The organism is Blastococcus sp. TML/C7B, from assembly GCF_016612845.1.
Taxonomy (GTDB): Bacteria; Actinomycetota; Actinomycetes; order Mycobacteriales; family Geodermatophilaceae; genus Blastococcus.
In genome coordinates this window covers 175,395-190,608 of record NZ_JAEOAA010000002.1, presented here as the reverse complement: position 1 = coordinate 190,608, position 15,214 = coordinate 175,395, and the positions used below count along the sequence as shown (strand labels likewise).

The following is a 15,214-nucleotide window of genomic DNA, read 5'->3' as shown; positions in this document are numbered from 1 at the left end:
GAGGAGGAACACCATGTCGGCTCTGGAATTCGGCAGGCCCGCGGCGCACGGCCGCGAACGCACCGGGACGACCTCGGAGATGTCGGAGGTCGAGAAGCTCGCCTGCGAGCGCGAGGCCCGGCACGACGTCCTCGCCCGCCACGGCCTCCCGTCCGCGGCGCCGGTCCAGGAGTACCTGATGCACGTCCGGTCGACCGGTGGTGAGCGTCCGTCGAGGGAGACCTCGACCGCGCCCCGCCGCCGACCGCGCAGAGGGCGGGACAAGGCCGACGCCGACGCCCTCAAGGGCCTGCGCAGCTGGATGCGCTGGGGTGAGGACGGCGGCCCCGACCGGCCGGTCATCCCGTTCAGCTGACCCCTTCGGGGGGACGCGCACCCGCGCGCTCAGGTTCGCCGCCGGTCCTGCCGAAGGTGGAGGCATGTTCTCGCTCTCCGTCGTCGACGCAGGGCTTCCGGACCCGGGCGACGACCCGCTCCGGCGGCTGACCGCCCAGGTTGCCGAGCTGGAGGCCCTCTCGCGCTTCACCGTCGAGGGCATCGCCGAGCGGGCCGAGCGGGTCGCGGCCGAGGCCGAGGCCGAGGGGCCGGAGCTGACCGAGGTGCGGCTGCGCGCCCGGCTCGTCGGCGCGGACATGGCGCGGTGCCGGGGCGAGCACGCCGAGGCCGGCCGGAGCGCTCAGGCGATCAGCCGCTGGGCGGTCGAGAACGAACGGCCCTTCCTCCGGGCGCGCAGCGCCTACGTGCTCGCCTCGATCTTCCAGGAGCTGGGCGACTCCGCCACCGCGCTGGAGCACGCGATCGAGGCCGTCGACCTGCTCGACGACGACGCGCCCGCCGAGCTGCGCATCGACCACTCCCTGCGGCTGGCCGACACCCTGGGGCAGCACGGGGACGCCTCGGCCTCCCTCCGCTACGCCGACGTGCTCGCGTTGACCCACGAGCGCGGTGACGCCCGGCGCGAGCTGGTGGTCCTCAACAACTGGGCCTACATCGAGACGCTGCTGGGCCGCTTCGACGAGGCCCTGCCCATCGCGCAGCAGCTGGAGGCGCGCTCGGCCGACTTCGGCGAGACCCTCGGCGTCGGCCGGCTGGACACGCTCGGCCGTGTGCTCATCGGCCTGGGCCGGCTGGAGGACGCCGAGGCGGTGCTGCTGCCGGGGCTGGCACCCGAGCTGCTGGACAGCTCCACCGACGGGGACGCCGGGGCGGACTTCCTGCTGACCCTCGCCGAGGTGCGGCGCCGGCTCGGCGATCTGCACGGGGCGCGGCAGGTCCTGGACGACTGCGTGGCGCGGTGCGAGCGGCACGGCCTGACCGCCATCCGGGTCCGCGCCCGGCAGGAGCAGGCCGAGCTGCACGCCGCCCAGGGCGACCACCGGGCTGCCTTCACCGAGCACAAGCTCTTCCACGAGCAGCTGGTGGAGCTGCAGTCGGCCCAGCGGGACGCGCGCGCCCGGGCGGTCCAGGCCATGTACGAGACGAGCGAGGCCCGCCGGCAGTCCCGCCGCTACCGGGAGCTGTCGCTGCGCGACCCGCTGACCGGGCTGTACAACCGCCGGCACATCGACGAGCAGCTGATCCGCCTGCTCGGTCCCGGGGGGCTGCCCGCGGCCTCGGCGAGCGTGGCGCTGGTCGACCTCGATCACTTCAAGCGGGTCAACGACACGTTCGGCCACGACGTCGGCGACGCCGTGCTGCGCCGGGTGGCCGGACTGCTCCAGGCGGCCGTGCCCGCCGACGGCGCCCGGGCCCTGGGCGGGTCCTTCGCCGCCCGGATGGGCGGCGAGGAGTTCCTCCTCGTCCTGGTCGACACCGCACCCCCGGACGCCGCCGCCCTGGCCGAGGAGCTGCGGACGGCGATCGCCGGGCACGCGTGGGAGGACCTCACCGGCGCGGTGCCGGTCACCGCCAGCATCGGCGTCACAGGAGCTGCCGACGAGACCCCGGCGGCGCTGCTCGGACGCGCCGACGCGCTGCTCTACCGCGCCAAGGCGCAGGGGCGCGACCGCGTCGTCACCGACGCCTGACCGCTCGACCCGGTCCGCCGTCGGGGCGATCTCCCCGTCTGGACAGGCGGCTTCCCGCTGCCGGACCTAGCGTGGCCGACGCCGCGCCGTCCGCCCACGGGGAGAGTTCCATCAACGTGTCCGAGGAAGAGACCCCCGGCCCGTCCACCGGCACCGCGACCGCGGCCCCGCCCGGCGGGACCACGACGACGGACGACGGCGGGAGCCTGACCGGCGCCGTCGTCATCGTGGCGCTGGTGTCGGCGATCTCCGGCCTGCTCTACGGCTACGACACCGGGATCATCTCCGGCGCGCTGCTGCAGATCAGCGACGAGTTCGACATCGGCAGCGGCTGGGAGCAGGTCATCGCGGCCTCGATCCTGGCCGGCGCGGTGATCGGGGCGCTGACCTGCAGCCGGCTCAGCCAGGCGCGCGGCCGCCGCACGACGCTGCTGATCGTCGCCGGCATCTTCGTCCTCGGCTCCCTGGGCGCCTCGCTGGCACCGAACCCGATCACGCTGTCGCTGGCCCGCGTGGTGCTGGGCTTCGCCGTCGGCGGTGCCACGCAGACCGCGCCGGTCTACGTCGCCGAGCTGGCCCCGAGCCGGTACCGGGGCCGGCTGGTGCTGTTCTTCCAGATCGCCATCGGCGTCGGCATCCTCATCGCCACGATCGTCGGCGCCACCGAGAGCGTCGACTGGCGGGTGTCGATCGGCGCGGCCGTCGTCCCGAGCGCGCTCATGCTGCTGCTGATGCTGCGGCTGCCGGACTCTCCGCGCTGGCTGGTCAAGAACGGTCAGGAGGACCGCGCCCGCGAGGCCCTCGAGCGGGTCCGCCCGTCCGGCAGCGACGTCTCCGCCGAGCTGCAGGAGATCGACGAGCTGGTCGAGGAGGAGCGCTCCGCGGAGACCAGCGGCTGGCGCGGCCTGCGCGAGGCCTGGGTGCGCCCGGCGCTGGTCGTGGGGTGCGGGCTGGCGATCTTCACCCAGCTGTCCGGGATCGAGATGATCGTCTACTACTCGCCGACGATCCTCACGGACAACGGCTTCTCCGACTCCGCGGCCCTCCGGGTGTCGGTCGCCCTGGGCGCGACCTACCTGGTCACCCAGCTCGTCGGGCTGGCGATCATCGACCGCGTGGGCCGCCGCCGGCTGACGCTGCTCACCCTCCCCGGGGCCGCGCTCGCGCTGATCGTGCTGGGCACCTTCTTCGTCACCGGCAACGACGGCGAGGCCCAGGTCCCGTACATCATCGCGACGCTGATCGCCTTCATGGCCTTCACCGCCGGCGGCATCCAGCTCATGGGCTGGCTGACCGGCTCGGAGATCTACCCGCTGGCCACCCGGGAGGCCGGCGCGGCCGCGCAGTCCGCGTCGCTGTGGGGGACCAACCTGCTCATCACGCTGACCCTGCTAACATCATCGACACGATCGGCACCGGCCAGACCTTCTGGCTGTACGCGGCGTTCAACATCGCCGGGTTCGTCTTCCTGTACCGGCGGATGCCCGAGCTCAGCGGCCGCAGCCTGGAGAAGATCGAGAAGCGGCTCTCGGAGGGCCGCTTCTCCCCCGCCGACTTCGCCGGCTCCCGGTAGCCCCGCGCGCGGCGGACCGCACCGGAGGACGTGGGCCTGCCACGATCCGGGCATGCCCACGCTCTCCGGCGTCTCGCACGTCGCCCTCACCGTCCGGGACATGGACGCCAGCGCCGCCTGGTACCAGCGCGTCCTCGGCCTCCAGGAGCTGCGCCGCTACGGCGCCGAGGACGCCGGCTCGCCCCGGGTCCTGCTGCTCGAGCCGTCCAGCTTCGTCGTGCTCGGCCTGTGCCAGCCCGCCGAGGGCTCGGGCGACGAGTTCGACTTCCGCCGCACCGGGCTGGACCACCTCGCGTTCAAGGTCTCCGACGAGGCCGAGCTCGACCGCTGGATCGCCCACCTCGACGAGCTCGGGGTGCCGCACTCCCCCGTCCGCGTGCTCGACCTCGGCCGGTTCGTCTCCTTCGAGGACCCCGACGGCATCCAGTTCGAGCTCTGGCTCTGACCGCGGGGCGCCGTCCCCCGGTCGGGGTAGCGGCGCACCGGGGGCCGTGCAGCCGACCGCACCGCGTGCCGACGAGCACCGGGTGAGCACCCGTCGGTTCGTCCTCGGCCTCGACCTCGACGGCGTCTGCGCCGACTACACCGGGGGCTTCCGGGCGTTCGTGGCCGGGGAGCGCGGCGTGGACCCCGCGACGCTGCCCGACCCGGTCGACTGGGACTGGACGCGGTGCGGCTGGGGCATCGCCACCCGCGCCGAGTACCTCGACCTGCACGGCCGCGCCGTCGCGGCCGGGCTGTTCCGCGACCTCGCGCCGCTGCCCGGGGTGTCGGAGCAGCTGTGGCGCCTGTCGGAGGCCGGCGTGCGCATCCGGGTCATCACCCACCGGCTGGTCGTCAGCGGGGGTCACGGCGCGGCCGCGGCGGACACCGTCACCTGGCTCGAGCGGCACCGCATCCCGTTCTGGGACCTGTGCTTGATGGCCGACAAGCCGGAGGTCGGCGCCGACCTGTACCTCGACGACAGCCCGGCGAACCTGACCGCCTTCGCGGCCGCCGGGCGCGCCGCGCTGGTGTTCGACCAGCCCTACAACCGCGCCGTGCCCGGCCCGCGGGTCGCGGACTGGCCGGCGGCCGCGGACGCCGTGCTGGCCGCGCTCCCCCCGGCCGGCTGAGGCGCGGGGGACGGAAGACCCTGCTGGCCCGGCCCCCGACGCGGTGCACTCTCCTGGTGACGACGCTGCTGCGGCCGGGGCGCGCCTCCGGTCCGGCCGGCGCCCGGGTGCGCGACGGCCGCCGCACGCCGGTCGACCGCTACACCGTGGACCTGGTCCGGGTGGTGCTCGGCGCCGCGGTGCTGGGGCTGGGCTTCCTCGTCGCCCGCCGCGGCGAGCTGCCGGTCGCGGAGCGGGACGTCTTCCAGCTGGTCAACGACCTGCCACCGGCCCTCTTCCCCGTCGTCTGGCTGGTGATGCAGCTCGGCAACGTCGTCGCCGTCCCGCTGGTCGCGGTGCTGGCGCTGGCCGCGCGGCAGGTCCGCCTGGCCCGCGACCTGATCGTCTCCGGCCTGCTCGCCTACGTCGCCGCCGACCTGGTCAAGTCCGTGGTGCGGCGGGAGCGGCCCGGGGGCTTCGCCGTCGACGTGCACTTCCCCGAGGGGCCGGTCACCGGGCTGGGCTTCGTCTCCGGCCACGCCGCGGTCGCCGCCGCGCTGGCGACCGCCGTCGTCCCGTACGTGTCCCGGCGCACCCGGCGGGTCGTGTGGGCGCTCGCCTGGGTGGTGGGCCTGGCGCGGATCTACGTCGGCGCGCACCTGCCGCTCGACGTCGTCTGCGGCGCCGCGCTCGGCTGGGCGATCGGATCCCTCGTGCACGTGGCGTTCGGCGTGCCCCGCCTGCAGGTCGACCCGCAGCGGCTGGCCCGGCTCCTGAACCGGGTCGGCCTCCCGGTGCGCGAGCTGCGCCCGGCGCCGGTCCGCGCTCTCAGCTCGCACCCCTTCGTGGCCACCACGGCCGAGGGCCGCCGGCTGTACGTGAAGTACCTGGGCCCGAACCGCACCGAGCGCGACTGGCTCTACCGGCTGTACCGGCTCGTCGCGGTCCGCGACGTCAAGGACGCCGACGCCGTCGCGCCGCTGGGCCGGCAGGCCGAGCACGAGGCGGTCGCGGCGATGACCGCCCGCGAGCGCGGGGTGCGCACGCCCCGCGTCCTGCTCGCCCGCGGCAGCGACCGCGGCGCCGTCGTCGTCCAGGAGCACCTCGAGGGGGTGCCGCTGGACGAGCTGCCCGCGGAGCGGGTGACGCCCGCACTGCTCGCCCAGGTCTGGCACCAGGTGGGCCTGCTCCGGGACGCCCGCGTGGCCCACCACGACCTCGTGACCGCCAGCATCATGGTCGACGACGTCGGCCGGCCCTGGGTCGTGGACTTCGCCAACGCGCAGACCGGCGCCGACGACGACGCGCTGGCCGGCGACGTCGCCGAGCTCATGGCGTCGCTGGCGCTGGTCGCCGAGCCGGACGTCGTCGTGCGCTCCGCCGTCGCGGGCCTGGGCGCGGCCCCGGTCGCCGACGCCCTGCCGGCGCTGGCACCGCTCTGCCTGACCGCCGCGACCCGCACGGCGCTGCGCACCCGGCCCGAGCGGCTGGGCGTGCTGCGGGCTGAGGTGCGGGCCTCCCTCGGGCTGCCCGACCTCGACCGCCCGGAGTTCCCGCCGACCGGCTGGGCCGCGTGGCTCGCCGTCGCGGCCGGGTCGGGCCTCGCCCTCGTCGGGCTCCCGCTGCTCGGCGCCGACGGCGTACCCGCCGACTTCCTCGAGGACGGCGGGTGGCGCTGGCTGGGCGCGGCGGTCGCGCTCACGGTGCTGGCGCGCACCGCCCGGGCCGCGGGCGCGCTGCTCACCGTCGACCGGCGGATCGCCCTCGGCCGGACCGCCGGCGCGGGGATGGTCGCCGACTCCGCCACGCTGCTGCACGGGCACGACGGCTGGCGCCGGGCGGCCGCCCGCTTCCTGGAGCGGGCCGGTGTGCTGCCCGCGGCCGCCACCGCCGGGTTGTCCCGCTTCGCCGCGGCCGGCGTCGTCGCCGCGTTCCTCGTCGCCGTCCCGACGCTCGTGCTCGCCCTCGTCGACGACCGGTTGACCGGGTGGCGGACGCCGGAGGCCCTCGGCCCGGCCGTCGCCCTGGGTGCGGGCGCCTGGGTGCTCGTGCTCACCGGGCAGTGGCTCGCGCTGCCGTCGGGGCCGGCGCCGGTCCGGCGGGACCGGGCGGAGGTCGCCCGCGCGCTGCGGGAGCTGCTGCGCATCCACCGGCCCGGTGGGGTGCGGCCGTGGCGGAGGGGCGCCCAGCTCGCCTGGGTCACCACCGGCATCTTCCTCGAGGCCGCGGTGCTGGCCGCGGCCCTGCACAGCGTCGGGGGCGAGGTGCCGGTGCTGGCCACCGCGACGGTGTACGGGGCGCTGCACCTCCTGTGGTCGCTGGTGCCGGTCACCGCGGCTCCGGGCGCGGCCGACGTCGCCCTGCTGCTGGCGCTCACCGCGCTGGGCGCGCCGCTGTCGTCGGCGTGCGCGTGCGTGCTGGTCTTCCGGCTGCTGACCTTCTGGCTGCCCGCGGCGGCCGGGGCCCTGCTGACCGCCCGGTTCGAGCACCGGTTCGGCATGTGAGCGCGCCGTTCCGCCGGCGCCGGTCCGACGTCGTCCTGGCCGCGGGCGGGATCGCGGTCACGGCGGCCTGCGCCACCGCCGTGTCCGACGGGACCGTCGACACCTGGGAGCGCCGCCTGTTCGCGCTGGTCAACGACCGGTCCGACGCGTGGGAGACCCCGCTGTGGGCCGTCCAGCTGCTCGGCGTGCTCGGGACGCCGCTGGTCGTCGCCGCCGGGGCGCTGCTGCTGCGCCGCCCGCGCCTGGCCGCGGCGCTGGTGCTGCTCGTGCCGCTCAAGCTGGTGGTGGAGCGGGGCGTGCTCAAGGAGCTGGTGCACCGCGAGCGGCCGGGGACGACGATCCCCGGCGCGGTGCTGCGCGACGTGCCCTCGGCCGGCGGCTCGTTCCCCTCGGGGCACGCGATCGTCGCCTTCGGGGTGGCCGTGCTGCTGCTGCCCTACCTGGCCCGCCGCTGGCAGGTCGTCGTCCTGGTGCTGGCGGTGCTCAACTCCGTGGCGCGGGTGTACCTGGGCGGGCACGCACCGCTGGACGTCGTGGGTGGCGCCGCGGCCGGCGTGGCCCTGGCTGCCACGCTCGACCTGCTCCTCGGCGTGCCGGCCCGCGGCCCGCGGCCCTGACCGCCGGCCCGACGCGCCCGGGCCCGAAAAGCCCTACCGACCTGTCGGTGGTCCCCTCTAGCGTCCTGGCCGCAGACCGTGCCCGCTCCCTCCCCTCTGGAGTTCCCCGTGACCCCTCCCGGTCCGTCTCCCGCCCCGGCCGCCCGCGGCCGGAAGCTGACCAAGGTCTTCGGCGAGGGCGACACCCGCGTGGTGGCGCTGGACGGCGTCGACGTCGACTTCGACCGTGGCCGGTTCACCGCGATCATGGGCCCGTCCGGCTCGGGCAAGTCGACGCTCATGCACTGCATGGCCGGCCTGGACTCGGTGACCGAGGGCCAGGCGTTCATCGGCGACGTCGACCTCAGCACCCTGGAGGACAAGGCGCTCACCGTGCTGCGGCGGGACCGCGTCGGGTTCGTCTTCCAGGCGTTCAACCTGCTGCCCACGCTCACCGCCCTGGAGAACATCACGCTGCCGATGGACATCGCCGGCCGCAAGCCCGACAAGGAGTGGCTGGACACGGTGATCGACACCGTCGGGCTGCGGCAGCGGCTGGCGCACCGGCCCACCGAGCTCTCCGGTGGCCAGCAGCAGCGGGTCGCCTGCGCCCGCGCCCTGGCCGGGCGGCCCGACATCGTCTTCGCCGACGAACCGACCGGGAACCTGGACTCCCGCAGCGGCGCCGACGTCCTGGACTTCCTGCGCCGCTCGGTGCGCGAGATGGGCCAGACGATCGTGATGGTGACCCACGACCCCAAGGCCGCCAGCTACGCCGACCGGGTCCTCTTCCTCGCCGACGGCCGGATCGTCGACGAGATGCTCGAACCCACCGCCGACCGCGTGCTCGAGCGGCTCAAGGCGTTCGACACCGAGACCGACCGCGCACCCGCGGCCGTCCTGCCCGGCGGCACCGGCGACGGCGGCCCGGCGGGGGTGCGCTGACCGTGTGGCGCACCACCTGGCGCAACCTGCTGGCGCACAAGGTGCGCCTGGCCCTGTCCGGGCTGGCGATCGTGCTCGGCGTCGCCTTCGTCGTCGGGACGCTGATCTTCACCGACACGCTGAGCAAGACGTTCAACGACCTGTTCGAGACCACGGCAGCCGACGTCAACGTCACCCGCGCCGCCGCGTTCGACCAGGGTCTGGCCGGCACCGGCGCCGGCGGCACCGCCACCTACGTGCCGGCCGAGCTGGTCGACCGGATCGCCGACGTCGACGGCGTCGCGGCGGTGGAGGGCAACGTCCAGGCCGAGGGCGTCTACATCCTCGTGCCGGACGGCGAGGTCCTCGACACCGGCGGCGCCCCGGGCCTGGGCATCAGCTGGGACACCGAGGAGTCCATCTCCCCCACCAGCCTGGTCGAGGGCCGGGCGGCCGAGGGGCCAGGCGAGGTCATGATCGACGAGGACGCCGCGGAGGAGTCCGGCTACCAGGTCGGCGACACCATCAGCCTGCTCACGCCGGGCCCGCGGATCGAGGCCGAGCTCGTCGGCATCTTCCGGTTCGGTGACGGCAGCGGGCTGGCCGGCGCGTCGCTCACCGCGTTCGACACCGCGACGGCGCAGGAGCTGCTGACCGCTCCGGGGCAGTTCACCGGCATCGGCGTCGGGGCCGAGGACGGCGTCGACCCCGACGAGCTCGCCGGCCGCGTGGCCGCCGCCGTCGGGGACGGCCACGACGTCAAGACCGCCACCGAGCAGGCCGAGAGCCTGGCCTCGGACTTCTCCGAGGCGCTGCAGTTCATCAACATCTTCCTGCTGGTCTTCGCCGGGATCGCGCTGTTCGTCGGCACGTTCATCATCCTCAACACCTTCTCGATGCTCGTGGCCCAGCGGACCCGCGAGCTGGCGCTGCTGCGCGCCCTGGGCGCCAGCCGCGGGCAGGTGACCCGGTCGGTCCTCGGCGAGGCGCTGGTCGTCGGTCTCGTCGGCGCCACCCTCGGGCTGGCCGCCGGCTACGGCATCGCCGCCGGCCTGCGGGCGCTGTTCGGCTCCTTCGGCCTCACCCTGGACGGCAACCTGGTCCTCGCCGCGGACACCGTGGTGTGGGGGTACGTGGTCGGCGTCCTGGTCACCCTGGTCTCGGCGTACGTGCCCGCCCGCCGCGCCGCCCGGATGCCCCCGGTCGCGGCGATGCGCGACGACGTGGTGACCGCGCAGCGCGGCCTGCGCCGGCGCACGGTCCTCGGCGCCGTCCTGGCGGTCGCCGGCATCGCGGCCCTGGTCGGCGGCACGCTCAGCGAGGACGGCGGCACCGGCGCCTCGCTCGTCGGCGTCGGTGCGCTCGCGCTCATCCTGGGCGCGACCGCGTTGAGCCCGGTGCTGGCCCGGCCCTTCCTGCGGACCGTGGGCGCCGTCCTGCCGCGCATCTGGGGCACCACCGGCCGCCTCGCGCAGGAGAACGCCGTCCGCAACCCGCGGCGCACGGCCGCCACCGCGTCGGCGCTGATGATCGGGCTCGCGCTGGTCAGCGCGTTCAGCGTCATCGGTGCGTCGACCAACGCCAGCATCGAGAAGCTGGTCGCGGGCTCGGTGCGCGCCGAGTTCGTCGTCTCCAGCGCGGTGCAGGTGCCGTTCAGCTCCGACGTGGCCGCCCAGCTCGCCGCCGTCGACGGCGTCGAGGCGGTCATGCCGCTGCGCTGGGGCCAGGCCCAGCTCGACGGGAGCACCGCCTTGCTCACCGCCGTCGACCCGGCGTCGCTGGACCGGAGCATCGACCTCAGCTGGGTGGACGGCTCCGCCGACGACCTGGCCGGTGACGGCGTCGTCGTCGACGAGTCGACCGCGGAGGGCCGCGGCTGGTCGGTGGGCGACCAGGTGGAGGTGCTGACCCTCGACGGCCGGACGGAGCAGCTGACCGTCGGCGGGATCTACGAGTCCAACCAGGTCATCGGCAGCACCGTCGTCTCGCTCGACTCGCTGAGCCGCTTCGGCGGGGTCGGCCTGGACCGTTTCCTCTTCGTCGACCTCGCCGACGGCGTCGCGCCGTCCGAGGTGCGGGCGCAGCTGGAGGACGTGGTCAGCGGCTACCCGATCGTGAACCTCAAGGACCGGGGCGAGTTCTCCGACGAGCAGGAGGGCTCGGTCGACCAGCTGCTGCTGCTGATCAACGCGATGCTCGTGCTCTCGGTGCTCATCGCCGCGCTGGGGATCGTCAACACCCTGGCCATGTCGGTCATCGAGCGGACCCGCGAGATCGGGCTGATGCGCGCCGTCGGGCTGGGCCGGTCGCAGCTGCGCCGCATGGTCCGGCTCGAGGCGGTGATCATCTCGATCTACGGGGCGGTGCTCGGGCTGGTGCTCGGCACGCTGTTCGGGGTCGCGCTGAGCCGCTCGCTGGTCGACCAGGGCATCACCGAGCTCGTCGTCCCCTATCCGCGGATGGCCGTCTTCCTCGTGGTCGCCGCGCTGATCGGGGTGCTGGCCGCGGTCGGGCCGGCACGACGGGCGGCCAAGCTGGAGATCCTGGACGCGATCGCGCGCGCCTGAGAGGCCGCGCCGGGGAGCCTGGACCGGCGGCACGGCGGGTTCCACACTGGGTCGCCCGAGCAGGAGGCCGCACATGGATCTCGGCATCGATCTGGGGACCGCCACCACGGTGGTCAGCGACCTGCGGCGCGGCATCGTGTTCGACGAACCCAGCGTGCTGCTGCTCCGGCCCGGCTCCGGCCGCCGTCCCCGGATCACCGCCGTCGGGCGGGAGGCCGGGGAGCTGGTCGGCCGGGCCCCGGCGCGGTTCTCCGCCGTCCGGCCGCTGCACGACGGCGTGGTCACCGACCTGGAGACGGCGCGGCTGTACCTGCGCGCGGTCCTCGCCCGGGCCGGGCGGCGGCTGTGGAGCCCGGTGCGCGCGGTGATCGGGGTGCCGGCCGACGCCACCTCCCTGGAGACCCGCGCCCTGCTCGAGGCCGCCGAGGAGGCCGGCATCCGCCCCGCGACCGCGCTGGACGACGCCGTCGCGGGCGCGGTCGGCTGCGGGCTGGACCCGCTGGAGCGCCGGGTGCACCTGGTCGTGGACATCGGCGGCGGATCGGCCGCGGCGGTGGCGTTCTGCTACGGCGGGGTCCTCGCCCAGCGGACCAGCAAGGTGGGTGGCGACGAGATGACCGGCGCCGTCGCCCGCTACCTCCGGGAGGAGCACCAGCTGTCCATCGGGGAGCTGGAGGCGGAGCGGGTCAAGACCTCGCCGACGGCCGACGCCGGCCCGCTGGTCGTGCACGGCCGCGACGGCGGCACCGGCCGGCCCCGGCTGGTCACCGTGCAGCCCGGCGAGATCGGCACCGCCGTGCGGCCCGTCGTCGACGAGATCGTGCGGGCGCTCAGCGGCTGCCTCGACGACCTGCCCCCGCAGGCCCTGGCCGACGTGCTCGCCGAGGGCGTGCTGGTCTTCGGCGGCGCCTCGCTCGTCCCGGGCCTGCCCCAGCAGCTGGAGAACGCCCTCGGCCTGCCGGTCAAGCTCGCCGAGGAGCCCCTGACCTGCGTCGCCGAAGGTGCCGCCCGGGCGCTGCGCAACCGCCCCCTCCTCGCCGCCTACGGCCGGGGCTGACCCGCCGCCGCCGCCGAGCGTGTGCGCTGACGCCCGGTTCCGAGCCGCGGAACCGGGCCTCGGCGCACACCGTCTCCGCGCGCGGGATCGTCAGGGCGCCGGCGGGCCGACGGCGAGGACCTCGTCGTGGTGCTCGTAGAACCAGTGCAGCGCGTCGTCGACGACGGCGGAGGCGCTGTTCCCGCCGGTGCCGGGGCCCTGCACGAGCGCGGTCATCACGATCTCCGGGTCCGTCAGGGGGGCGACCGCGGACATCCAGTTGTCGTACTCGTCGTCGCGCAGCCCGCCGTCCTGCGCCGTGCCGGTCTTGGCACCGACCGGCACCGGCAGGTCGTTGAGCCGGCTCCCGGTGCCGCCGGCGACGACCGCCCGCATCCCCTCGCGGACCGGCCCGAGGTCGGCGTCGAACGGCAGCGGCCGCGGCGGCGGGGCGGGCAGCGGCGCGGAGGTGCCCGGCCCCGTGCCGAGGGCCATCGCCAGCCGCGGGGTCACCAGCGCGCCGGTCGCGATCGCGGCGGTCCAGCCGGCGTTCTGCAGCGGCGTCACCTGCAGGTCGCCCTGCCCGATGCCGAGGATGACCGTCGACCCGCCGTACCAGGGCTGCCCCTCCGCCGCCGCCAGCTCCGGGCTGCCCAGCCGGCCGGCCGACTCCCCCGGCAGGTCGACGCCGGTCGCGACGCCGACCCCCAGGTCGCGGGCCGTGCCGACCAGCCGGTCGGCGCCCAGCGCCACGGCGAGCTTGTAGAAGTAGACGTCGTTGGAGACCGCGATCGACGTGCACCAGGTCCATCGGTCCCATCGGCCGCCAGTTGCCGAACGTGTGCCCGCCGTAGGTGAAGCTCGCCCCGGTCGGGATCACCTGCCGCGCACCGAAGACCCGGTGCACCTGGTTGGCCACGGCCGCGACCAGCTTGAAGGTGGAGCCGGGCGGCGCCACGGCCTGCGTGACGTGCTCGAGCATCGGTGAGCCCGGGGCCTGCGCGAGCGCCTGCAGCGCCGGGCCGTCGAGCGGCGGCCCGTAGACGTTGTTGTCGAACGACGGCGCGCTGGCCATGGCGAGCACCTGGCCGGTGCGCGGGTCCATCGCGACCGCCGCACCGATCTTTCCCACCCGCCGCGGCTGGGCGGCCAGGGCGGCCTGCACCCCGGCGTCCAGTCGCCGCTGCAGCCCCAGGTCCAGCGACAGCCGCAGATCGGCACCGCGCACCGGCGGGCGCAGCTCCCCGAGGGCCACCGGTACGCCCGTCGGGTCGACGTACAGGCACTGCCGCCCGCTCACGCCCCGCAGCACCGCGTCGTACTGGCGTTCCAGCCCGGCCCGACCGACGACCTCACCCGGCCGCAGGTCCGGCCAGCGCTCCTCGTCCTCCGGGCCGGCCACCCCCACGAAGCCCAGCAGCGGCCCGAGCAGCGCGCCGTGCGGGTAGGTCCGGCGTGGCAGCGGGACGACGAACACCCCGGGGATGGCGGCCGCGGTGACCGCGTCGGCCACCGGGCGCGGGACCTCGGCCACCGGCAGCGACAGGGTGGTGTCCTCGGCGGCGGCGAGCTGCGCGTGCAGGTCCGGAGCGGGGGCACCGACCAGCTGGGCCAGCCGGTCGACGTCGGCCGGCCGGTCGCGCAGCAGCGCCGGGACGCCGAGCACCTGGTCGGGGCCGGCGCCGGCGTCCCCGGCGTCCATCGCCAGCGGGACGTCGTGCCGGTCGGTGATCGCCCCGCGCGGCGCCGGCAGCCGGAAGCAGCGGGTCATCTGGTCGTCGCCGGCGACCTGCAGCTCCGCGCCGCGCTCCTCCTGGAGCCGCCAGCCGTACAGGCCGAACGCGATCAGCAGCGCCGACAGCGCCGCGGCGGCGAGCCGCACCAGCCGCGGCCGCGGGTTGCGCCGGCCGGGGGCGGCCCAGAGCCGGCGGCGGGCCCCGTCGCGCCGGACGGCGAGGACGACGCCGATCGCCGCCAGGTGCACGACCAGCGCCGTGCCGCCGTAGCTGAGCAGCGGGAACGGCACGCCGGCCAGCGGCAGCAGCCCCAGGTTCGCCCCCACCGAGACCACCGTCTCGACGCCCAGCAGCAGCGCCAGCCCGCCCGCGACCAGCGCACCGTGCGGCGTCCGCGACGTCCGGCTGGCCAGCGCCAGCCGCCACACGAGCAGCAGCGCGGCCAGCACCACGGCGGCGCCCGCGACCAGCCCCCACTGCCCGACCAGGCTGGCCAGCGCCAGGTCGGTGTCCCGCTCGGGCAGGTAGGACGCGCGGAGCTGGCGCAGCGGGTCGTCGGAACGGCCGAACAGGCCACCGGAGGCGACCGAGATGTGCGCCTGGCGCACCGCCCACCCGGAGCCGGTGGGCGACTCGTGCGCGCCGACCAGGAAGCTGCCCAGCCGGGCCACCTGGTACGGCCGCAGGAAGCTGATCAGCAGCGGCGCCGACACCGCCGCGGCCGCGCCCAGCGGCACGAGGAACCGGGCCGGGACGCGCCCCAGCAGCAGCAGCCCGCCGGTCAGGACCGTCAGCAGCATCGCGGTGCTGAGGTCGGGCTGCATCAGGGTCAGCCCGATCGGGAGTGCCGCCAGCACGAGCGCGAGCGCGAACCGCTGCCAGGCCGGGCGGTTCGAGGCCAGCACCGCGGCGAGCACCAGCAGGAGGCCGAGCTTGGCCAGCTCGGAGGGCTGGAAGGTCAGCGAGCCGATGGCGAACCAGCGGGTCGCGCCGTTCGCCGACAGCCCGACGGCGAGCACGCCGACGAGCAGCAGCACCGCACCGCAGTACGCCACCCACGCCAGGACGCCCAGGTAGCGCACCCGCACCCGCCAGAACACGGCCAGCGCCAGCACGCCGCCGGCGGCGATCAGGACCGTCCGCACGGCCAGGTCGCG

General features: G+C 75.7%; 10 protein-coding genes and 1 pseudogene. 9 read left to right on the top strand and 2 right to left on the bottom strand.

Translation table 11 applies throughout. From position 1 onward, the window contains the following. The first annotated feature begins 13 nt into the window (after positions 1-13). From JKP76_RS13895 to JKP76_RS13855, 9 genes are all read left to right on the top strand, one after another. Positions 14-355, top strand: coding sequence for a hypothetical protein (locus JKP76_RS13895; protein WP_200491579.1), 342 nt, complete (start codon positions 14-16; stop codon positions 353-355). 64 nt (positions 356-419) lie between these two features. Beyond that, positions 420-2,027 carry a GGDEF domain-containing protein gene (locus tag JKP76_RS13890; protein ID WP_200491578.1) on the top strand — a complete coding sequence of 536 codons (1,608 nt, stop codon included), beginning with the start codon at positions 420-422 and terminating at the stop codon, positions 2,025-2,027. Between the two features lie 116 nt (positions 2,028-2,143). Then, positions 2,144-4,045: a sugar porter family MFS transporter gene (locus tag JKP76_RS13885; protein WP_200491577.1), complete on the top strand. Its 1,902-nt coding sequence runs from the start codon at positions 2,144-2,146 to the stop codon at positions 4,043-4,045. An 82-nt stretch (positions 4,046-4,127) separates the two neighbouring features. Then, a complete protein-coding gene (locus JKP76_RS13880; RefSeq protein ID WP_200491576.1) occupies positions 4,128-4,715 on the top strand; it encodes a hypothetical protein in 588 nt (195 codons plus the stop codon). A 56-nt stretch (positions 4,716-4,771) separates the two neighbouring features. Further along, the gene (locus JKP76_RS13875; RefSeq protein ID WP_200491575.1) at positions 4,772-7,198 is read left to right on the top strand and encodes a phosphatase PAP2 family protein; all 2,427 of its coding nucleotides are present in this window, start codon (positions 4,772-4,774) and stop codon (positions 7,196-7,198) included. After that, positions 7,195-7,815, top strand: coding sequence for a phosphatase PAP2 family protein (locus JKP76_RS21170; protein ID WP_200491574.1), 621 nt, complete (start codon positions 7,195-7,197; stop codon positions 7,813-7,815). The genes JKP76_RS13875 and JKP76_RS21170 overlap by 4 nt, the downstream gene beginning before the upstream one ends. 108 nt (positions 7,816-7,923) lie before the next feature. Next, a complete protein-coding gene (locus JKP76_RS13865; RefSeq protein WP_309229728.1) occupies positions 7,924-8,739 on the top strand; it encodes an ABC transporter ATP-binding protein in 816 nt (271 codons plus the stop codon). 2 nt (positions 8,740-8,741) lie between these two features. Further along, positions 8,742-11,285 (top strand): ABC transporter permease, encoded by a 2,544-nt coding sequence (locus JKP76_RS13860; protein ID WP_200491573.1) that lies wholly within the window; start codon positions 8,742-8,744, stop codon positions 11,283-11,285. A gap of 73 nt (positions 11,286-11,358) precedes the next feature. Further along, on the top strand, positions 11,359-12,342 hold the full coding sequence (locus JKP76_RS13855; protein WP_200491572.1) for a rod shape-determining protein: 984 nt from the start codon (positions 11,359-11,361) through the stop codon (positions 12,340-12,342). Positions 12,343-12,432: 90 nt separating this feature from the next. On the opposite strand, the gene JKP76_RS22590 is transcribed toward JKP76_RS13855, so the two are convergent. Both JKP76_RS22590 and JKP76_RS13850 read right to left on the bottom strand, forming a co-directional pair. Beyond that, positions 12,433-13,113 carry a penicillin-binding transpeptidase domain-containing protein gene (locus JKP76_RS22590; protein ID WP_309233065.1) on the bottom strand — a complete coding sequence of 227 codons (681 nt, stop codon included), beginning with the start codon at positions 13,111-13,113 and terminating at the stop codon, positions 12,433-12,435. Positions 13,114-13,210: 97 nt separating this feature from the next. Continuing rightward, positions 13,211-15,157, bottom strand: a pseudogene (locus JKP76_RS13850) (FtsW/RodA/SpoVE family cell cycle protein); the annotation flags it as partial. Positions 15,158-15,214: the final 57 nt, after the last annotated feature.

Excerpts from the sequence above, each read along its gene's own strand:
- JKP76_RS13855 (WP_200491572.1), top strand. The coding sequence starts at position 11,359 with ATGGATCTCGGCATCGATCTGGGGACCGCCACCACGGTGGTCAGCGAC.
- JKP76_RS13895 (WP_200491579.1), top strand. The coding sequence starts at position 14 with ATGTCGGCTCTGGAATTCGGCAGGCCCGCGGCGCACGGCCGCGAACGC.
- JKP76_RS13890 (WP_200491578.1), top strand. The coding sequence starts at position 420 with ATGTTCTCGCTCTCCGTCGTCGACGCAGGGCTTCCGGACCCGGGCGAC.